The following is a 20,756-nucleotide window of genomic DNA, read 5'->3' as shown; positions in this document are numbered from 1 at the left end:
GCGGCAGTGTGGGACGCCCGCCTGGGCCGATCAATGCACTGCGGCGCGCTTGTGTCGCTCTCCTTGGTATGGAATGCAGTATCGAATGGCGAGAACTCAGGCCGGGCTTGCTACACCAGCCGCCGCCAGTTGCCGTTGCCGTGCCCCCAGGCGCATGAAGCCAGTTGCCGCGGCGCCCAGCGCCACCAGCATCGCGATGCATCCGGCCACCGTGCCGTGCGTCATGCCCGTTGCACTGCCATCGGCGGCAAAGGTGAAGTACAGCCCACCGATACACGCCACGCCCAGCGCTCCCGCCAGTTGCTGCGCCGTGATCAACAGCCCCGCTGCAGCGCCGGCCTGCGCACGCGGCACGCCGGTCAGCACCAGGCCGATCAGCGGGACGATGACCAGCCCTTGCCCCGCGCCGTGTAACGCCAGGGCGAGACTGATGCGAGTCATGCTGGGCGCGATCGGGTGCGCCCACGTCGTGCCGAAGCCCGACAGCAGCGTCAGCAGACCCGCCGCCATCAAGCCGAGACCGCCCAGCAGCGAACGGATGCCATAGCGCCGCACCAGCGCATTGGCCACACGCGACGTGATGAGAAACGCAAGCGCCAGCGGCAGAATGACAACGCCCATGCGCAACGCTGACAGTTGCCGCCCGTTCTGCAGATACAACGTCAGCACCAGGAAGAACGCCATCATGCTGATGTAATGCAGCCCAGACGCCGTCAGGCCCGTCATGAAGGCACGATGTTGCAGCAGCGCTGGCGGCAGCAGCGGCGTGCCGCCCGCACGGTCGACGCGGGCCTCAAGCTGCTGGAACGTTGCCATGCCGAGCAGGCCCACGATCAGCAACGCCAGGCTCCACATTGGCCAATGCAGTTCGCGGCCGAACAGCAGCGGCACAAGCACGGCCGCCACGCTGATGGCCATCCACGCTACGCCGGCGGTGTCGAGGTGGACCTTCGCAGCCCCTGCGGCTGGGCGCGGAATCCAGCGCCAGCCCAGCAGCGCGGCAGTCAGACCCACTGGCACGTTGATCAGGAAGGCCGTACGCCAGCCCAGCCCGGCGATGTCTGCGCTGGTGAGTGCGCCGCCCACCAGCAGCCCGGCCGCGCCGCCGGTGCCCATCACCAGCCCGAAGATCGACAGCGCGCGGTCGCGCTCCGCGCCGGCAAAGAGCGCCTGCACGCTGGCGAGCACCTGCGGCACCATCATCGCGGCGGAGAGGCCTTGCGCAAACCGCCACGCGATGAGCGCCGCCGCGCTGCCCGCCAGCCCGCAGCCGGCCGAGGTGGCGGTAAAGGCGATGAGCCCCAGCAGGAACACGCGACGGCGCCCGAACAGGTCGCCCAGTCGGCCGCCGGTGATGAGCAGGATCGCGTAGCCGAGCTGGTACACCGCCAGCACGGCCTCCAGTTGCGAGGGCGTGGCATGCAGGCTCGTGCGGATGCTCGGGATCGCCACATTGGCAATGAACGCATCGACGATGAACATGAATTGCGCAGTCACCATCACACCAAAGGCCAGCCAGCGGCGGGGTTCCAGCGAGGAAGACGCAGAAGAAACGTGGGTCACGATCGGCTCCGGAAAGAGGGATGGACGCAGCGTAGGCGCCCGTGCCGATTCGATTCAGAGCTAGGATTAACCTAGGATTGCGCTGTCCCTCCCATCGATACGTGCCGTCGTGTGTAATGCCCCCATGGACGATTTCACTGCTGATCTGGCCCCCATCCCCGCCGCGCCCCGTAGCGAGCTGGGCGAGTTCCTGCGCAGCCGCCGCAGTCACTTGCGTCCGCAGGATGTGGGGCTACCCGAGGGCAGCGGGCTCCGCCGTACCGCCGGCCTGCGCCGGGAGGAAGTCGCGCAGCTCGCCAACATCAGCATCGACTGGTATGTGCGCATCGAGCAGGGGCGCGACGTGCGGCCCTCGGTGGCGACCATCGAGGCGATCGGTCGGGCGTTGAGGCTGTCGCCGGATGAGCGCGCGCATATGCGTGGCCTGGCGCGCGCGGAAGCGGCCTTCACAGGGCCCGGGGTTGGGACGGTCGGGCACGCACAGGCGGAAGCGGTGCCCGATGTCTTGCGCCGGGCCGTCGCCGGCATGGTCCTGCCTGCCCACGTGCGCAGCTACCGCACCGAGCTGCTGTGCTGGAACGAGGCCACCACGCAGCTCTTCATGGATTTCGGCGCGATGCCGCCGGAAGACCGCAACTCGCTGGTCTACATGTTCCTGTATGACAACGCGCGCGAGCGTTTTGTCGAGTGGGAGACCGAGGCGCGCCGCATGCTGGCGAAGTTCCGTGCGGTGTACGACCCGCATGCGGACGACCCCGTGCTCGCGGCGCTGGTTGACCGCCTGCGCACCAACAGCCGCGAGTTCGACACCTGGTGGCGCCAGCACGAGGTGCGTGCCCAGCGTGCCGAGCACAAGCTGATCCGCACGCCCGGCGGCAAGGTCGTCCGCTACGACTACATCGGCCTGCCGGTGATGGAAGACCCGCGCCTGCGCATGGTGCTGTACGTGCCGATGGAGGATGGCGCCTGAACGCTCAGGCCGTCAGCGCCGCGAGGATGGTGTCGGTGCTGCGTACACGACCCAGGCGCGGGAAGACGTTCTCCACAGAAGAGCGATGCAGCGCCGCATCGTTCGAGCTCATCGCATCTTCGGCCAGCACCAGCGCGTAGCCGTGCTCCCATGCGGCGCGCGCGGTCGATTCCACGCCCACATGTGTCGAGATACCGCCCAGCACGATGGTGGTGATGCCGCGACGGCGCAGTTGCAGGTCCAGCTCGGTGCCGTAGAACGCGCCCCACTGGCGTTTGGTGATCTGGATGTCGGTGGGGGCCACTTCCAGCTCGGCGGGCTGCTCCCACCATTGCGGCGGCAGGCCGCCGGGCACAGTGGGTGCTGGGCGGTCGACGGGCTGGCGCGGGGCATCTGCGTAGTCCGGCGCCCAGCCCACACGCACCAGCACCACGGGCGCGCCCAGCTCGCGAAAGCGCTTGGCCAGACGGGCGGAGGCCCCCAGCACCTGTTCCGGCGAATGCGGCCCCTGCGCAAACGGCAGGATGCCGCGTTGCAGGTCGATCAGTACCAGTGCGGTGGTTTGGGGCGACAAGACCAGCGGTTGCTCGGCAGACATCGGTGTGACTCCTGGGGATGGGACGAATCAGACATGGGGCTGGCGGCACGGTTCCGCCGCCCCAGCGGGAAGTGTAAGTGCGCCGTGGTGTGTCAGGACCGGCCTGCCGGCAGCGTGCTGAAGGCTGGTGCCGCGTCGTTTGCACGCGGTTCTTCCGCACCGGCAATCTCGTCGAGCGAGCGGTTGTTCGTGCACGGCCCGAAGATCCCGATCGACAGCATCACGATCAGCATGCTCGCGCTGATCAGCACGAACACCGCAGGTGCGCCCGCGCGCTCAAGCAGCACGGCGATGATGAAACTGCTGGCAATGCCCGTCAGCCGCCCGAATGCATGCACGAACCCCAGCGCGCGGCTGCGGATCTGCGTCGGAAACACTTCGGCCTGATAGGCGGTGGCGTTGCTGGCCATCACGGTGTTGCACAGGGTGATGAGCACGCCAAAGAGGATCGCCAGCGGCGCCTGCCCTGACATGGCGAACCCCGTGCCGAACACGACCACGCCGATGGCCGTTGCAACGATCAGCCATTTGCGCTCGATGCGATCCGCCAGCAGCCCGCCGATGAAGGGCGACACCGGATACGCGAAGGCAATCACGAACGCATACCAGAGGCTCTTGGAGATGGACGCGCCCTGTGCCGCCAGCAGCGTCGGCAGCCATTGGCTGAAGCCGAAGAAGCCGATGCTCAAGAACGCATTGAAGGTGATCAGCATGATCGTGCGGCCACGGTAGCGCTGATCCCACATCGATTGCGCGGCAGGTGCGCTGCCCGGTGCCTGGGCGGCCTGTGTCCGGACGGGCGGCAAGGGGCGGCCGGATTCGTGCTCAACACGATCCTCGATCTGCTGGACGATGGCTTCGGCTTCCTGCGTGCGTCCGCGCATGGCCAGCCAGTGCGGCGACTCCGGCAGGCGGTGCTGCAGCCACCAGGCGACGATGGCACCGCTGCCGCCCGCCGCGACTACCCAGCGCCAGCCCGAGATGCCCAGCGGCGATTGCGGAATCCACAGCCAGGACGCCAGCGCGAGCACGGGCATGGCCAGGTAGCTGATGCCGAAGCACACCGCGAAGGCCCGCCCGCGCATGTCCTTGGGCACCAGCTCGGTCAGGAACGCGCCGATCGTGATCAACTCCGCGCCCGCGCCGCAACTGGCTACGAAGCGGCAGAGGTGGATGCCGAGCGCCGTGTTCTGGAAGCACATCGCCACGCTGGCTGCGGTGTACAGCAGCAGCGCGCCCGTAAACACGGTGCGCCGCCCGATGCGGTCGGCCAGGCGCGAGACGAACATCTCGCCGATGAAGAGGCCGGCAAATGTGGCCGCGCCCAGTGCCCCCTGATCCGACATCCCGAACGTGCCGTGGGCGCCCGCGTGAAAGATGCCGTCCCGGATCAGCCCAGGCGGCAGGTAGGTCATCTGGAAGAGGTCATAGACCTCGAAGAAGCCGCCGACGCTCAGCAGCAGCACCAGGCGCCAGATGGTGCCCGTGGCCGGCAGGCGGTCGATGCGCGCAGCGATCGACTGCGCATAGGTTGCAGACATGAGGTGTCTCCTGCAGGGTTCAGACCGTTGCGACCGGATTGACCGGCGACCCCACCAGCCCGCGCACATGCAGCGGCGGCGCGGTCAGCAGGAAACGGTTGCGTTGATGTGCGCGCAGCCACTGCGCTAGCGGCGTCAGGTGCCACAGCTCGCCCAGGTGGATGCCCAGCTTGAACAGGCACAGCTCATGCAGCGGCATCAGCGCGCCGGGGCTGGTGCGGTCGGCAAGCTGCTGCGGGCGTTCTTCCACCGCGTGGTTGTCGGCGACCAGTGCGGCCAGGCCCGAGGCGTCGATCCAGTTCCGCAGCCGCGCGTCGTTGCCGTCGAGCACGCAGCAGACATCGGGCACGGCGCGTTCGCCGGCGGCATCGGCTTGCAGCAAGCGATCGGCAAAGCCGGTGTGGATGCAGACGATGTCGCCGCGCTCGACAACGATAGCGTCGGCGCGCAGCACGGCCATCCAATCGTCGTAGCCGATCTTGCGGCGGGCATCGCCAAAGTGGTGCCGTAGGTCGATCAGCACGCCCCGGCCCTGCACGCCGGTCTGGGCCATGACTTCGATGCCCAGTGCATGTGCGCCGCCCGTCGATGCGCCGGCTTGCGGCACGCGCACGTGTTCGTCCATGCGGTAGCCGTTGTAGAACACGGCTTCTGCGTTGCCATCACCGTCCGCATCGAACAGCGAGCCCACATGCGACAGCGCATCCCACTGCGTGGAGAACTGCGAGTGCATGCAGAAGGCATCGTCGCAGACGATATCCGTTGCGTTGCGCGCCGCTTCCTCGGCGCGATAACCGAAGTACGGCTTGCCTTGCAGCAGTGCGGGGCTGATCGTTGGCGGCTGCCGCCGGGCGTTGAGCCCGCCGCCGCGTGGTACATCCAGCGGCAGGCTGAGCGAAAACACCACGCCTTCGCGCACTTCTGCGACGGCGCGCAAGACGCGGTCCGGTGTCAGCCAGTTCAGTCTGCCTCGTTGATCATCGATGCCGAAGTCGCCCCAATTGGAACCGGGCGGCCGGTGGGTCCAGCGCGGGTTCATGCAGTCTCCTCGTTTTTGATTTGTGTTCTGGTGGTGCTGTTGCCTAGCGTGGCAGGATCACGCCCTGCGCCGTGAGGCGGGCGTAGTCGTCCTCGCCCAGCAGCGGCAGCAGGATTTCGCGGTTGTTCTCACCGAGTGTGGGTGCCGGCCGGCGAAACACGCCCGGCGTGCCGGACAGGCGCGGCGCGATGTTGTGCATGGGCAGGCTGCCTGCGTCGTCGTCCGGCAGTTCGACCAGGGCTTCGCGCTCGATCACGTAGTGGTCGTGCACGATCTGGGCGATATCGTGGATCGGCCCAACCGTGACGCCCGCCGCCTCGAAGAAGGCGAGGTTGCTCTCCAGGTCGCGCTCGGCAATGAAGGCGCCCACGATGGCATCCAGTTCTTCCGCGTGCTGCACGCGTTGCACATTGGTGCGATAGCGCGGGTCGTCGATCAGGTCGGCACGCCCGATGGCGCGGAACAGGCGCTCGGCCATCCCCTGCGTAGAGCTCGACATGCACAGCCATTTGCCGTCGCGGGTGCGGTACGTATTGCGCGGCGCGGTGTTGGTCGAGCGGCTGCCGGTGCGCGGCTTGACCTTGCCCGTGAGCGCGTAGTTGGCGGCGGCCGGCCCGAGAATGGAGAACAGCGGTTCGAACAGCGACACGTCGATCACCTGGCCCGTCGCGCCCTCAGCGTCGTGTGCGCGCAGGGCTACCAGCACGGCAATCGCGCCGGACAGGCCGGCCGTCATGTCGCCCAGGAACATTGGCGGCAGCACCGGTTCACGATCGGCAAAACCATTGATGGCGGCGAACCCCGCATAGCCTTCGGCCAGCGTGCCGAAGCCGGGTTTGTGCCGGTACGGGCCGCTCTGGCCCCAGCCGGAGATACGCGCGATCACCAGCTGCGGGCGCAGCGCCAGCAGCACCTCGGGGCCGAGCCCCATCTGCTCGGCAACGCCGGGTTTGAAGCTCTCGATGAACACATCGGCCTCGCGCACGAGCCTGTGCACGATATCGATGCCTTCCGGCGAGCGCAGATCCACACACACGCTGCGCTTGTTGCGCCCGTAGACCTTCCAGTTGGTGCTGATGCCGCCGGCGCCCACCGCGCGCAGCGTATCGCCGTGCTCGCCTTCGACCTTGATCACGTCGGCGCCGAAATCGGCGAGCTGCACGCTCAGCATGTTGCCCGCCATCAAGCGCGACAGATCGATCACGCGCACTCCGGCCAGTGGCCCGCGCGCATCGGCATCGAACTGCTTCATGTGGATCGGGCCAGTCGGCGCGCGAAAGGGGGCCTTCCCCGCCTGGGGTGGCATGTGTTCAACGGACATCGGTGTCTCCGGGATGGGTAACTGGTGTGGCGCGCCTGGGCGCCTGCGCTACGCCTGTAGTGCGCCGAGCGAGTCGGCTTGGGAGGTGGCAGCGCCGGAAGACGGGAGGTCTCCGCCCAGCGCGTGTGTCAGCTCGGTGGCGGCATCCAGCACGCGCGGCAGGTAGTCGTTCTGCACTTTCTTGTTGAAGCGATAGCGCGGGATGCCCAGTGAGATCGTGCCGCTGAGCACGCGGCCCACGCCAAACACCGGGCAGGCAATCGCCGCGCTTTCCGCATCGCGCTCTGCAATGGAGACGGCGTACCCCTGCTCCACGACCTTCTCGTGCTCCGCGCTGCGTGTGCCGGAAAACGCCAGCAGCACGTGCCCTGCGGCACCCACATCGAGCGGGAAACGATCACCTTCACGCAGATTGGTCCGCACCGAGCGCTCGGCATGGAAGCGGAACAGGCAGACGCGCTGGTCGCCTTCGCGCACGTAGAACGCAGCGGTTTCGCCGGTCTCCTCCGACAGCCGGGCGAGGATCGGCGCGGCGTGTTCGCGCAGCTGGAACGACTCGCGATACGTCATGCCCAGGTGAAAGTTGGCCGGCCCCAGCACGTAGCGCCCATCCGGCAGCCGCTTGATGAAGCGGAACTGCTCCAGCGATTCGAACATGCGCAGCAGCGTGCTCATGTTCAGCCCGGTGGCTTCGCTCACCTGCGCCAGCATCAGCCCATTGGGGGCGTTGCCGAAGGCGAGCAGGACGGTCAGGGCGCGATTGACTGCGGAGACGCCGCCCTCTGTTTGCATGTTCATGTGGACCTCGTGACGTGCCGGCCGACGCGCTGGTGGCGTCGCAAAAAAAATGAAAGTTGTTTTCATTATATTTGTGACAACGAGTTTGGCAATAGCCGTTTGGATCTTCCAGGGTGATGCGCTGGTTCGCGTATGCAAGTGATCACAAGGGTTAACGATAGTCTTGACGAATTCGGCGCCAAACACAAAAAATGAAAGTCACTTTCATTTTATTGAGTAGACATGTTTTCGTCACCCTTGCCGGTCTGGCGCTCGCTGTTGTACGTGCCCACCCATGTCCCCCGCTACGTTGCCAAGGCCGAAGTCTGCGGGGCCGATGCCGTCATCCTCGATCTGGAAGACGGTGTACCGCCCGAACAGAAGGCGCAGGCGCGCGGCGCGCTTGCCGAAGCGATTCCGCGCCTGGCCCGCATTGGCTACGACGTGCTGGTGCGCGTCAACGGCCCGCTGGAACCCATGGCGGCGGACTTGCGCGCCGCCGTTCTGGCAGGCGCGAGCGGCGTCGTCTTGCCCAAGGTGCGTGGCGCAGCGCATCTGGAGACCATTGATGAACAGCTGGGGTTGCTGGAGAACGCGTCCGGCGCCCCGCTTGGCCGGACCCGCATCATCGCGATCATTGAAACGCCGCGCGCCTTCGAGGTGATGAGCGACATTGCGCGCGCCACGCCGCGTATTGCCGCCCTGATGCTTGGCGGCGGTGATTTCGCGCTGTCCTGCGACAGCCGCGCCAGTGCCGAGGTGCTGCGCGTGCCCAAGCAGTTGCTGGTGATTGCCGCCCGGGCCGCAGGCGTTCTGCCCCTCGGCCTGACCGGCGGATTGGATGTGCTGGACGATCTCGATGCCTTCGAGCGTGCGGCACAGCAGTCCGTCGACATGGGCTTTGCCGGCGCGACCTGCATCCACCCTGCGCAAGTGGCGGTACTCAACCGCGCATTCATGCCCTCGGCGGACGAGGTTGCCGACGCCAGCGCACTGCTCGCTGCCTTCGATGCTGCGCGCGCCGAGGGCCGAGGCGCACTCCGGTTCGACGGACGGATGGTCGACGCCCCCGGCGTCACGCGCGCGCGCCGTGTGCTTGCTCGCCACGCCGCCAGCCAGAGGCGCATGCCCTAGCCCCGATTTGCCGGCGCCGCCGGCACTTGCCGTACCCCAAAAATCAAAACAGCAGGAGACAAGCATGACCACGCGAATGTTCGCGCTATGCGGACTGGGCCTTCTTTCGGCCAGCGCCAGCGCACAGTCCACCCTCACCCTGTATGGCGTTGCCGACGTCTATACCGAATTCCTGACCAGCCAGGCAGCGCCGGGCGACGGTCGCGCCGTCACGCAGACGCGCATGGCCTCGGGCGGCAAGAGCGGCTCGCGCTGGGGCTTGAAGGGCAAGGAAGACCTGGGTGGTGGGTGGCGGGCCGCGTTCCGCCTGGAGAGCGGCATCAACCTCAACAACGGCACCGGAACGGGCTCGGGCGGGGGCGGTTTCGACCGCTCCGCATGGGTGGCGCTGGAGAACGACCAGTGGGGCATGCTGCGCCTCGGCCGCCAGTACACCACGCTGTTCGACGTCATGGAAAAGTACTCGCCCACCGGTGCGTACTCCACGCTGTATGAGCCCGCCGGCGCCATTGTCGGCCTGAACTTTCGCGAGAACAGCGTCGTGAAGTACCGGTTCGAGACCGGCCCGCTGGCCGTGCAGGCGCACTATGCCCTGGGCGGCACGCCAGGCACGTTCCAGACCAGTGCCGCGTACGGCGCCGGCTTCGACTATGCGAGCGGCCCGCTGTCGTTTGCTGCGGCCTATGACAACGTCAACGGTTCGCAGCTCAGCAACGTCACGCATTTCCGGCGCTACTCGGCTGCCGCCATGCTTGCCCTGGGCCGCGCCGAGTGGATCGTCGGCCTGACCGAGGGCAACGGCAACGTGACCACGCCGCTGGTGGTCACGCGCTACACGTTCCTGTGGACGGGCGTGCGCTATCGCCTGTCCGAGCGCCTACAGGCCATCGGCGCGTTCTATTACGAGAATGTCCGCGCGCAGAACACCTCGCCTGGGCAGCCGGCCCCGCAGCTGACCAATCCACAGCAGGTCACCCTGCAGCTCAACTACTTCCCGTCGAAGACGACGACGCTCTATCTCGCGGCCGGTGCCGCACACCGCGCCGCGCTGGACTTCGACAACTACAACTACAGCTTCCTGCACTACTCACTCGCCAGCGGCCGCTCCGTCAGCACGGGCGTGGCGTTGGGTATGCGCAAGCTGTTCTGACTGTTCTGAGACTCAAAAAACCTGATCAGGAGATCGTGACATGTCCATCACGCTTGCGCGCCGTCGCGCGTTTCTGCTGCATGCGCTTGCCGGTACGGCGGGCGTTGCCTTTGCGGGGGCGTCGTCGGCGCAAGCTCTTGCCGACGCGGCCAAACCTGCCGCCACCACTGTGCTGCCCATCGCCAATCGCCTGGCCGAATACGTGCACCGCCTGCGATACGAAGACATCGACGCCAGTGCGCTGGAAGCGTTGAAGTTGCGGCTGGTCGATACGTTTGGCTGCGCGCTGGCGGCGTTGCAGGAGCCGGTGGTCCAGCGCTGCTTCCATGTTGCGCAGGCCGGTGCGAGCCACGCGTCCGCGCTCATCGGAACCACGCACCGCACGACGCCGGAGCTTGCCGCCTTCGCCAACGGCGCGGCCATCCGCTACTACGACCTCAACGATGGTTACGCCGCCAAAGAGATCGGGCATCCGAGCGATTTCATCTCGGTCAGTCTTGCCGTAGCGCAATCGGAGGGGCGTTCGATCCAGGATTTCATCCTGGCCTCGCTCGTTGCCTACGAGATCGAATGCCGGCTCTTCGATGCCGCTGCCATCAACCCGCGTGGCTGGGACAACCCGAGCTACGGCGTGGTCACCGCCGCTTTGACCGCCGGCAAGCTGATGCAGCTTTCGGTCGAGCAATTGACGCAGGCCGTCAACATCGCGCTCATCGACCACATTGCGATGAACCAGACCCGAACGCAGGTGCTGTCGAACTGGAAAGGGCTGGCCGATGCGTCGGCGGCAAAAAGCGGTGTCTTTGCGGCCAGCCTGGCGCGGGAGGGCATTACTGGCCCCAGCCCCATCTTCGAGGGCACCTACGGGTTCGAGAAGCTCGTCGCGGGCCAGCCGATTGCCATCGATACGGCGGCATTCGGCGGGCCGGGCCGTGCGTTCCGTATTGCCGATGTGCTGGTGAAACCGTATCCGGCGCAAGGCCACACGCTGACTGCGGTGGAGGCGGCCATCCGGCTGTCGGGGCGGATTCACGACCCTGCACAGATCGACAAGGTCGTCGTTGCGACGACGCAGCTCGGCTACAAAATCACCGGAAGCGGGCCGTATGTCTGGGCGCCGGCCACCAAAGAAACGGCCGACCACAGCATGCCCTACGTCGTGGCGCGCGCCCTCATCGACGGCACGTTGACGAATGAAAGCTACGCGCCCGAGAAGCTCGCCGCCGCAGATGTGCGTGCGTTGATGCCCAAGATCCGTGTCGAGGAGGACCCGGCGCTCACCGCGCTGTATCCGCGGCACATTCCGAACCGCATCTCGGTGTATTTGCGTTCGGGAGAGGTGTTGACCGAGCGCGTTGATGACCTGCCGGGTGCGCCCGATATGCCGCTGACGCGCGAGGCGATTGAAGCCAAGTTCTGGCGTACTGCGGGCACGGCCATCACCCGCGCGAATGGCGAGGCGCTGATCCGGCGCATCTGGTCAATGGAGCGGCTACGCGGTGTCGATCCCCTGTTCGAGGCCGCCATGGCAGAGCGGGCGGCTTGAATGTAGCCGGCGCTGCATTCAAAAAAAAGGGGGGCGTTGATGCCCCCTTTCTTGTTGCTGCCCCTTACGGACGGCGAATGACACACGTCGCCGTGGCATGGGCCAGCAGCGTGCCGTCCTGCGTCTTGAGCGTGCCTTCCGATACGCCGATCGTGCGCGATACATGCAGCACGCGGCCCACGGCCACCAGCGGCGTATCCACCGGCACCGCCTTCACCATCTTCACGTTGAGGTCGACCGTGCCGTAGCCGACGCCGGCTTCGAGCATGGTGTGCACCGCGCAGCCGGTCACGGAATCCAGCACGGTGGCCGCAAAACCGCCGTGTACACCACCCAGCGGATTGAGGTGGCGTTTGTCGGCTTGGGCACCGAAGTGCACGGTGCCGGATTCGATGAGGTCCATCGACATCGGGATGGTTTCGCTGATGGACGCGCGCGGCAGCTCACCGCGCGACATGGCCTGCAGCAATTGCAGACCGGTCATTTGGGACGGATGCATGGGAAGAGTCAGATGGGGTTGGGGTGGAACGACTCCGCACTCTACCGCGAGCTGGGTTTCCATGACTGCAATGCGTTGCAACGGCCCCCGCAACAACGCCCCTCCAATGCGGGTGAACCCTAGCGTTGCGCGCACGCCGACGCGAAAGGCTCCAGAAAGGTCGCCCCCTCTACGCTCGCCCAGCGATTGCATCGGGCGGCCTGATTGACTGGATTCACCGCCCTCGCGCGTTACCCGAAGCCGGCATCACGACCGGACACCATTACCCACAAAGGAAGGAGACTTCGATGTCCCGTACCAAGTTCGCCCTGGCGGCGACCGCTGCAGCCGTGGCCACCCTGGCCGCCCCTGGCGCCCATGCACAAGCGTCGAACGTGACGCTCTATGGCCTGATCGATACCACCATCAGCACCGTCAACAACACCAACGCGGCCGGCGCACGCACCACTGGCTTCCAAGTGCCCTGGTTCTCGGGCAGCCGCTGGGGCCTGACCGGCAAGGAAGACCTGGGCGGCGGCACGTCGGCCATCTTCCGACTGGAATCCGAGTTTGAAACGCCGACCGGCAACATGGACACCCCGGGCGTGCTGTTCAACCGCGATGCGTGGGTGGGTCTGTCGAGCGAAGCCCTGGGCAAGCTGACCTTCGGCCGCCAGAACGCCATCGCGCGCGATATCTCGGCCATCTACGGTGACCCGTACACCAGCGAAAAGGTGGGCCTGGACGAAGGCGGTTACACCAACGTCAACAACTTCAAGCAACTGATCTTCTACGCAGGCAGCGCCACGGGCACGCGCCTGAACAACGGTGTGGTGTGGAAGAAGATGTGGGACGGCCGCTTCCTGACGGCCCTGGGCTACCAGTTTGGTGAAGTGCCGGGCCAGTTCTCGCAAGGCTCCACCGAATCGCTGGCCCTGGGTTACAACGGCGACAGTTTCCACCTGGCGGGCTTCGCGCAACAGGCCAAGGTCAACGGCTTTACCGATCGCTCGTACTCGATCGGCGGCAACGTGATCATCGACATCTTCCGCATCAATGCGGGCTACTTCCACTACACCGGCGAGCAGCCGGCCGCGATCGGTAACCGTAGCGACAACGCCTACACCGTCTCGCTGAAGATCGCTCCGCAAGGCGCCTTTGACTACGAGATCGGCTACCAGATCATGAAGGCCAACAACGCTGCCTTCGACGCCAACGGCAACACGCTCAACGCGTACGCCAGCGTGCTGGGTGCCACGGCCTCGGGCAGCGGCCGCAAGAGCACGCTGTACGGCTCGGTGTTCTATCACGTGTCCAAGCGCACCGAGTTCTACGTGGCGGCTGACTACATGAAGCTGAAGGATCAGTACATCGTGGGCTCGACCAACGGCCACAACAGCCAGACGGAATTTGCCATCGGTATGCGCACCCGCTTCTGATCGACGCGCCTGACGTAGTTAGCGTTGCTCGCGCACCTGATCGACAAACCTGTTGGTATAGGTGCGCGAGAGATCGATGTGCTTGTCGCGCGCGTTGGCATTGCTGGCGGCGAGGACGCGCAGGACGGTGGGTGGGCCGTCGTCCGGCATGCGTCCGTCGGCGCTGAAGGTGGGCAACGCGGCGGCAAGCGATTTGACGTAGAGCTCGGGATGTTCGTGGCGGAATTCCGCCGGCATGCGTGCGGCAATGTCCTCCGCGTTGTGCGTGTGCATGTAGCGCAAGGTCCGCACGAAAGCGCGGGCCAGCTTGGTGGCCAGTTCCGGATGGGCTTCGAGCCATTCGGTCTGCAGATACAGGCATGCCGCCGGGTACGGGCCGCCCAGCGCGGCACGCGTGCCTTCGAGCGTGCGCAGATCGAGCAGCACGCGGGCTTCGCCGTTGCGCACCAGGCGCGAGACGGTCGGGTCGGTGGTCATGCCGGCATCGATACGGCCGCTGCGCAGCGCTTTGACGAAGCTGTGTTCCGCGCCGACCGGCAGCATGGTGTAGTCCCCCGCAGACAGTCCCTGCTGTGCCGTCAGGTAGCGCGTGAGAAAGCTGGTGGAGGCGCCCAGGCCCGTCACGCCCAGCGTGCGGCCGCGCAGCTCGCGCATCGATTCCACCGTGGCGGGCAGCCGCGTGGACACCACTTCCGCCTCGCCCGGCACCTGGCTGAAGACCACAATGGCACGCACTTCCTTGCCCTTGGCCTGCAGGTCGATTGTGTGATCGTAAAAACCGACCACGCCCTGCGCGAAGCCGGTCAGCAGTTCGCTCTCGGCATCCACGCCGGCGGGCTGCGAGAGCAGTTCCACCTCCAGCCCTTCGTCTCGGAAGTAGCCCAGGCGCTGTGCCAGTGTGGCGGGCAGGTAGATCATCTTGGCCGTGCCGCTGACCATGATGGTCAGGCGCGTGGGGTCTTGCGCCAAGGCGTGCGTAGCTGCCAGCGCGAGGCAGGCAGCGAGCAACGGCGTGATCCAGCCCCGGGGGCTGCGGGTGCGCTGGTTTCGCACCCTGCCCCTGCAGGTAAAAACACCCATTGAGTTGTCTCCGGCTCTTTTGTAGATATCGGTATCGCGCGCGCTGCAGCAATCAGCGAGTGATGCCCCCAGCGCACGCGTAGGCAGCCGTCACCATTCTAGGAAGCGGCAACCCACAAATCGCTTTCATTTTTCGGACGCGCTGTTTTCGTATGAAGCTGCTCCTGATCGAAGACAACGCCCCCCTGGCGCACTGGCTGTCAGAAGCCCTGCGCCGCGCACACTTCACGGTGGATCACGCCACGGATGGCGAATCCGCCGATACCTTGCTGCTCACCCAGCACTACGACGTGGTGCTGCTCGACCTACAGTTGCCGACGCTGTCGGGGCAAGGCGTATTGCAACGTTTGCGCGGTCGCCGCAACCCCGTACCGGTGCTGATCCTGACTGCCAGCGGCGGCATTGACGACAAGGTTGCCTGCTTGGGCGCCGGTGCCGATGACTACCTCGTCAAGCCGTTCGAAATCCGCGAGCTGATCGCGCGCATCCAGGTATTGGTGCGGCGCAGCACGCCCGATCAATCCGTCGAGCTGCACTGTGGCGACCTGGCCTACCACACGGGCAGCCGCACATTCGCGCTGGCCGGCCAGCCGCTGGTGCTGCCCGCACGTGAGCACACCGTGCTGGAAATCCTCATGCTCAAGCTCGGGCGCACGGTGTCCAAGCCAGCGCTCGTCAACGGTGTGTTTGGCCTGGACGACGAAGCCAGCCCCGAAGCCATCGAAATCTACATCCACCGCCTGCGCAAGAAGCTGGAGCATTCCGCCGCCACCATCGTCACGCTGCGCGGCCTCGGTTACTTGCTGCGCGATGCTTCAACCCAGCAATCCTGAACAACCGGCGGTACAGGTGGCACCGGCCACCTCACGCGCGCGCAGCCTGCGTGCGCGGCTGCTGCTGTGGCTGGCGTTGCCGCTGGTCGTCTATGTGGCGGCCGATGCCTGGCTGGACCTGGCGGCCGCGCGCCACAACGCCGATCTCGTGCACTACCACGCGCTCGATACCGCCGCGCAGATGATCAGCGGCCAGATCGAATGGGACGAAGGCCGCCTGCGCGTATCCGTGCCGCCGGCCGCGCTGGCGGTGTTCGCCGCACCCGAGACCCCCGTGCGCGACCAGATTGCGTATCAGGTCAGCACCGAAGATGGCCGCCTGCTGGCCGGGCGGCTGGATTTCGGCACGCGCCCCGCCTTTGATGCCGCGGGCCTGGCCGATACCGGTACCTACACCGATACGCAGGAAGGCCAGCCCGTGCACGTGGCCGCCGTGGTGCGCACCATGTACGACGCCGGGCGCACCGAGCGCGTTGTCACGCGCGTGGCGCAAACCATGAACGGCCGCGACGCGATGATCCGGCAGTTGTGGTGGCCCGCCACCGTGCGCCAGTTGGCGCTGGTGGGGCTGGCGTTGGCGATGATCCTGATCGGCCTGACGCTGGAGTTGCGGCCGATTCTGCGGTTGGCCGGCAATGTGTCGGCACGCGCGCCCACCGATCTGGCACCGCTCGATCCCGAGGGCTTGCAGCGCGAACTGCAGCCGATTGCCGGTGCGTTCAATCAATACCTGCAGCGCATTGCGGACAACGCGCTCACGCAGAAGCGCTTCATTGCCGATGCCGCGCACCAGATGCGCACGCCGCTCGCGATTCTCGACACGCAGATGCAGGTGGCCGCGCAAACAAATGCCGACGATGCGCTGCACGAGGTGCTGAAAGCCGCGCGCACCAGCACGCGCAATCTGGCCGATCTCATCAACGATCTGCTGTTGCTCTCGCAGGCCGAAGCCTCCGCCGCCACCAGCGAAACGGTCGAACTCCTGCAGGTGGCGCGCACCGTGCTCGAAGACCTCGCATTGCTGGCCGATGGTCGCCGCATCGATCTGGGGATGGAGTCGGCAGAGCAGCCGGTCTGGACGTTGGGCAATCGCACGCTGGTTGCAGCCCTGCTGTTCAACCTGGTGGACAACGCCGTGCGTTACACGCAGGAAGGCGGCCACGTCACCGTGCAGGTGTCGGCCGACTATGGCTGGGCCATGTTGACCGTGACCGACAACGGGCCCGGGATTCCGCCCGAGGCGTACGCACGCGTGTTCGAGCGCTTCACGCGCTTGGGCAACACGCAGACCCAGGGCAGCGGCCTGGGCCTGGCGATCGTACGGCAGATCGTCGATCGCATGGGTGGGCAGATTGCGCTAGCGCCCGGGCCGGGTGGCGCGGGGCTGGCGGTGACGGTGTGGCTGCGGCGGGCCGGGGCGCCGGCCGCCGCCTGAGTTGCCGCTGTTGCTGCCTTGACACCGGCCTTACTGCACCGACACGAACACCGGGTTCGAGTAGAACCACAGATCGTTGTAGTTGCGGTCATTGATGGCGTTGAAGCGCGCTACGTTTTCCGTCACCACCGTCTTCTGGTCGGGCAGCGGGTTGCCGTTGCTGGTCTCGCCCGACACGTTCATGCCGAGGTTGGTGCCGCGCAGGCGGAAGTACTGGTTCTTCGTTGCGGTGGTGGTGTACGTGACGCTGTTGTAGCCGTCGGCATCGACCTTCCAGTCCGCCTTGGTGAAGGTGGCAACGACCTTGGTGGAGTCGTTGGTGGCCTTCGCATACGCGGGCGTGCCGGGGGCGGCCTTGGGGCCAACGTCACCGGCGATCAGATCAACGTGGTCGACCACCGGGCGCATGTTGGCCTTGAAGCCGCTGCCCAGCGGGTACTCGTAGTTGTTGTGATCGGGGCTCTTGAAGCGGATGGTGATCGTCACCTTGTCGCCGGCCTTTGCGGTGAGCGTGCCGCCCATGTCAGCCGAGGCGGTGGCGTTGTCGGCGTGGAAATCCAGCGCGTTGATGAGATCACCAAACACGCCGAACGACTTGCCCGAGCGCATGGCGCCCAGCAGTGTCTTCAGGTCGGTGCTGGTGCCCGGCAGCCAAATGTAGGTCTTGGCGTATTCACCGGGGTAGTAGCCGCTGCTGAACTGCTGCGTGGCGTCCACCTGGAAGTGGTGGTCGGAATCTGCAAAGTTCCAGACGCGGCGGCCTTCGCCCAGCAGTGCATCCCAGACGCCACCGACTTGCGCGACCACGTAGTCGACACCGCCGTAGGTGCGGTTGGGCAGGTTGGCGTCGATGTAGGCGCTGTTGTAGCCGCCGCGATCGGGCTCCATCTGGTTGCCGACCATGCCCTCGATGCCGAACATGATGTCGGGCGCGGTGTCGTTGAACTGGCGGAAATCCGCCACCGTGTACTTGCCCGGGTTGCGCGACGGGTGGTTGATCAGGCCGTAGCTGGTGTTCGGGTAGTTCGTCTTGAGCCAGGTGAAGGCGTTCACCACATCAGCGTGCGTGCTGCCGGCGCGCGGGCCTTCCTGCTGCCATGCGGCCACATCGTTCGGGTTGAACAGCGAGGCGGCCTGCTGCGTGAAGAAGTATTCGAACTTGTTCAGACCCTTGGCCGAGGTCTGCAGCTTGTCGGTGCCCTCGAAGATGCCGACGTTCAGGTGATCGTGTGTCGGCATGTCCCACTCGGTGGCCGAGAAGATCAGCTTGCCCGTGTACTTGCCGGCGGCTTGTGCCTGCGCAATGGCGGGCATCTCGTACTGCGCGATACCCGCCGATGCGGCAATCGAACCGCCCGGCAGCGTGGCGCCCGTGGCATCGCGCGGCGACGGGCGCAGGTGGTTGGACACCGCCATCCAGTCCAGGCTGTTCAGGTTGAATGCGTGATCGAGCACGGCCGCCAGCGGCGTGACGGCATCGACTGACTCGGCCGTGTGCACGTGCAGGTCGCCCGTCGTCCACACGCCTTGCGGCTTGGCGGGCGGGGTCGGTGTGGTTGGGTTGGTGGGCGTCGGGTTAGTCGGTGCGGTGTCGGGGCCGGCGGTCTTGGTGTCGTCGCTGCCGCCGCACGCGTACAGGCCGAAGGACAGGCACACGGGCACAGCAATCGCGAGCAGCGTCTTCTTGGTTGAGAGCATCGTGGTTTCCAGTCGAGGTGATGAGGTCGGGCAAATGCTTCCGGCCACCCATGCGGTGTGGGTGGCTCGTGTACAACTGAAACGTTTGCGCGGCCGAATCTTGGTGATGGACGATGACGCTCAAGTGAATTCAGCGCAGGCGGTTGCGTGCTTTGCTTAGAGAACGCTGAGTTGCTCTGGTCAGCGGGTTGCGTGCGGGGAAACGTTCTGGCGGGTGGAACTGCAGCGACGCTGCTACCGGCGCGAGGCCGGCTTGGCGCGCGCCCGCGGCATCGGCAACGCCACGCCCTCACCCAACGCCCGGCTCAACGCGTTGGGCTTATCGACCAGATCCTGCAGCGTGTACGTGTCGAGCACCGCGAAATACGCCCGCAGCGCGTCGTTCAGTACGCCGCGCAGCCCGCATGCACGCGTGATGACGCAGTGGTTGTCGTCTGCGCGGAAGCACTCGACCAAGCGGAAGTCGGGTTCGGTGGCGCGCACCACGTCGCCAAGGTTGATCTCGGCAGCGGGCCGGCCCAGCGTGATGCCGCCCGCGCGCCCACGCACGGTGTGCAGGAAGCCATCGCCCCCGAGCTGCTGCACGATCTTGATGAGGTGGTTCTTGGGAATGTCGAACGCATCGGCAATGCGCTGGATCGTGACCAGTTCGTCCGGGTGCACGGCCACGTAGATCAGCGTGCGCAGGGCGTAGTCGGTGTAGTCGGTCAGTCGCATGGCAGGTGCGTTGTGCGTAAAACATTCATGAAAGGCGCATCTTACGGGTAAGCGCGCGCCTTGGATGCGCCGGTTTGCCGCAGGTCTTATTGTTGTATAGAAAATGCACGTTTAATAGAATCGGTGTCAGGAAGTCGCAAGAACACGCTGCAGCACACCAGAAGTGCAACGGCGTCCCCGTCTTATTTGTTGCATTTGATATACATATTTGGAGTCTCCCATGCTGTCCGAACGTTCCAAGCCTCTGATCGATGCCAGCGTGCCCGTGCTGCGCGAGCACGGTCTAACCATCACGCAGACCTTCTACCGCAACATGTTTGCCGGCCACCCCGAGCTGACCAACCTGTTCAACATGGGCAACCAGGCGAATGGGTCGCAGCAGCAGTCGCTGGCGTCTGCGGTGTTTGCGTATGCGGCCAACCACGGCAACAACGCGGCGCTGGCTCCGGTGGTCGGGCGCATCGTGCACAAGCATGCGGCCGTGGGCATCAAGCCGAGCCACTACCCTATCGTTGCGCGGCACCTGTTGGGCGCGATTGCCGAGGTGCTGGGTGATGCCGCCACGCCGGAACTGCTGGCTGCGTGGGACGAGGCCTACTGGCTGCTGGCCGCCGAGCTGATCGCCGCGGAAGCCCGCCTCTATCAACACGCCGGCAGCGGCCCGGACCACCGCCAGCCGGTGCGCATTGTCGAGCGCCGTCAGCAGGCGGAAGACGTGGTCTCCTTCACGCTGGAAGCCGTGGGTGATGCGCCGCTGGCGGGCTTTCTGCCGGGGCAGTACATCTCGGTGCAGGTGGAGCTGGCGCCGGGCGTGCTGCAGCAACGCCAGTACAGCCTGTCGGATGCGCCGAATGGCCGCTCGTGGCGCATCTCGGTCAAGCGCGATACCGGTGATGCGGATCGCCCCGCCGGCACCGTGTCGAACTGGCTGCACGCCCAGGCGCGCGAAGGCGAGGTCCTGCTCGTCAGCCAACCGTATGGCGATTTCGTTCCGCGGCTCGCCACCGACAACCCGATCGTGCTGATGTCCGCCGGTGTGGGCATCACGCCGATGATCGCCACGCTCAACACACTTGCGCAGCGGAACAGCGCACGCAAGATCGTGTTCAGCCACGCGGATCGCGCCGCAGCCCATGTTGCGCACGCCGACGATCTGGCGCGTGCCGCGCAGGCCCTGCCCGATTTCGAGGCGCATGTGTTCCTGGAGTCCGGCGAGGCAGCGGAGTTCGCTTCACGCCCGGCGCAACCTGGCCGCATGGCAGTCGATACCTTCCTCGAAGCGCATGCCGCAGATGCGGATTTCTACCTCTGCGGCCCGCTGCCCTTCATGCAGGCGCAACGTGCCGCGCTGCTTGCGGGCGGTGTGCCGGCAGAGCGCATCCACCGTGAGGTGTTCGGCCCCGATCTGCTGGACGACATCCTGTAGGCCCGCCACTC

General features: G+C 66.0%; 18 protein-coding genes. 8 read left to right on the top strand and 10 right to left on the bottom strand.

Annotated elements, in window-relative coordinates:
• Positions 1–96 precede the first annotated feature (96 nt).
• On the bottom strand, positions 97–1,563 hold the full coding sequence (locus C404_RS53510) for an MFS transporter (RefSeq protein WP_031330045.1): 1,467 nt from the start codon (positions 1,561–1,563) through the stop codon (positions 97–99).
• A gap of 124 nt (positions 1,564–1,687) precedes the next feature.
• Between C404_RS53510 and C404_RS53505 the strand changes: the two genes are divergently transcribed.
• Positions 1,688–2,533 (top strand): helix-turn-helix transcriptional regulator, encoded by an 846-nt coding sequence (locus C404_RS53505; RefSeq protein ID WP_021197062.1) that lies wholly within the window; start codon positions 1,688–1,690, stop codon positions 2,531–2,533.
• Positions 2,534–2,537: 4 nt separating this feature from the next.
• On the opposite strand, the gene C404_RS53500 is transcribed toward C404_RS53505, so the two are convergent.
• From C404_RS53500 to C404_RS53480, 5 genes are all read right to left on the bottom strand, one after another.
• Positions 2,538–3,131 (bottom strand): hydrolase, encoded by a 594-nt coding sequence (locus tag C404_RS53500; RefSeq protein ID WP_021197061.1) that lies wholly within the window; start codon positions 3,129–3,131, stop codon positions 2,538–2,540.
• Between the two features lie 92 nt (positions 3,132–3,223).
• Entirely contained in the window at positions 3,224–4,672 is a 1,449-nt protein-coding gene (locus C404_RS53495) for an MFS transporter (RefSeq protein WP_021197060.1), read from the bottom strand.
• A 19-nt stretch (positions 4,673–4,691) separates the two neighbouring features.
• A complete protein-coding gene (locus C404_RS53490; RefSeq protein ID WP_021197059.1) occupies positions 4,692–5,711 on the bottom strand; it encodes a cyclase family protein in 1,020 nt (339 codons plus the stop codon).
• Positions 5,712–5,754: 43 nt separating this feature from the next.
• Positions 5,755–7,032 (bottom strand): CaiB/BaiF CoA transferase family protein, encoded by a 1,278-nt coding sequence (locus C404_RS53485; protein WP_021197058.1) that lies wholly within the window; start codon positions 7,030–7,032, stop codon positions 5,755–5,757.
• A gap of 48 nt (positions 7,033–7,080) precedes the next feature.
• Complete coding sequence (locus C404_RS53480; RefSeq protein ID WP_021197057.1) at positions 7,081–7,830, bottom strand: IclR family transcriptional regulator; 750 nt, start codon at positions 7,828–7,830, stop codon at positions 7,081–7,083.
• A 222-nt stretch (positions 7,831–8,052) separates the two neighbouring features.
• Between C404_RS53480 and C404_RS53475 the strand changes: the two genes are divergently transcribed.
• The 3 genes from C404_RS53475 (at position 8,053) to C404_RS53465 (ending at position 11,639) form a co-directional block, all read left to right on the top strand.
• The gene (locus tag C404_RS53475; protein WP_021197056.1) at positions 8,053–8,943 is read left to right on the top strand and encodes an HpcH/HpaI aldolase/citrate lyase family protein; all 891 of its coding nucleotides are present in this window, start codon (positions 8,053–8,055) and stop codon (positions 8,941–8,943) included.
• Between the two features lie 64 nt (positions 8,944–9,007).
• Positions 9,008–10,093, top strand: coding sequence for a porin (locus tag C404_RS53470; protein WP_021197055.1), 1,086 nt, complete (start codon positions 9,008–9,010; stop codon positions 10,091–10,093).
• 40 nt (positions 10,094–10,133) lie between these two features.
• Positions 10,134–11,639 carry an MmgE/PrpD family protein gene (locus tag C404_RS53465; RefSeq protein WP_021197054.1) on the top strand — a complete coding sequence of 502 codons (1,506 nt, stop codon included), beginning with the start codon at positions 10,134–10,136 and terminating at the stop codon, positions 11,637–11,639.
• A 64-nt stretch (positions 11,640–11,703) separates the two neighbouring features.
• Here the strand turns inward: C404_RS53465 and C404_RS53460 are convergent, their stop codons facing one another.
• Positions 11,704–12,138 carry a PaaI family thioesterase gene (locus tag C404_RS53460; protein ID WP_031330039.1) on the bottom strand — a complete coding sequence of 145 codons (435 nt, stop codon included), beginning with the start codon at positions 12,136–12,138 and terminating at the stop codon, positions 11,704–11,706.
• A 287-nt stretch (positions 12,139–12,425) separates the two neighbouring features.
• Between C404_RS53460 and C404_RS53455 the strand changes: the two genes are divergently transcribed.
• Positions 12,426–13,556, top strand: coding sequence for a porin (locus C404_RS53455; RefSeq protein ID WP_021197052.1), 1,131 nt, complete (start codon positions 12,426–12,428; stop codon positions 13,554–13,556).
• An 18-nt stretch (positions 13,557–13,574) separates the two neighbouring features.
• Here the strand turns inward: C404_RS53455 and C404_RS53450 are convergent, their stop codons facing one another.
• A complete protein-coding gene (locus C404_RS53450; protein WP_031330037.1) occupies positions 13,575–14,636 on the bottom strand; it encodes an ABC transporter substrate-binding protein in 1,062 nt (353 codons plus the stop codon).
• A 152-nt stretch (positions 14,637–14,788) separates the two neighbouring features.
• On the opposite strand from C404_RS53450, the gene C404_RS53445 reads away from it, so the two are divergent.
• Both C404_RS53445 and C404_RS53440 read left to right on the top strand, forming a co-directional pair.
• A complete protein-coding gene (locus C404_RS53445) occupies positions 14,789–15,469 on the top strand; it encodes a response regulator (RefSeq protein WP_021197050.1) in 681 nt (226 codons plus the stop codon).
• Positions 15,447–16,904 (top strand): sensor histidine kinase, encoded by a 1,458-nt coding sequence (locus C404_RS53440; protein ID WP_031330036.1) that lies wholly within the window; start codon positions 15,447–15,449, stop codon positions 16,902–16,904. The genes C404_RS53445 and C404_RS53440 overlap by 23 nt, the downstream gene beginning before the upstream one ends.
• 30 nt (positions 16,905–16,934) lie before the next feature.
• On the opposite strand, the gene C404_RS53435 is transcribed toward C404_RS53440, so the two are convergent.
• Positions 16,935–18,602, bottom strand: coding sequence for a hypothetical protein (locus tag C404_RS53435; protein WP_021197048.1), 1,668 nt, complete (start codon positions 18,600–18,602; stop codon positions 16,935–16,937).
• Between the two features lie 234 nt (positions 18,603–18,836).
• Entirely contained in the window at positions 18,837–19,319 is a 483-nt protein-coding gene (locus tag C404_RS53430; protein ID WP_021197047.1) for an RrF2 family transcriptional regulator, read from the bottom strand.
• 220 nt (positions 19,320–19,539) lie between these two features.
• On the opposite strand from C404_RS53430, the gene C404_RS53425 reads away from it, so the two are divergent.
• Positions 19,540–20,745, top strand: a complete 1,206-nt coding sequence (locus tag C404_RS53425; protein ID WP_021197046.1) for a globin domain-containing protein — start codon at positions 19,540–19,542, stop codon at positions 20,743–20,745.
• The last annotated feature ends 11 nt before the right edge of the window (positions 20,746–20,756 follow it).

The organism is Ralstonia sp. AU12-08, assembly GCF_000442475.1.
GTDB lineage: Bacteria > Pseudomonadota > Gammaproteobacteria > Burkholderiales > Burkholderiaceae > Ralstonia > Ralstonia insidiosa.
This window is presented reverse-complemented; position numbering and strand designations above follow the sequence as displayed.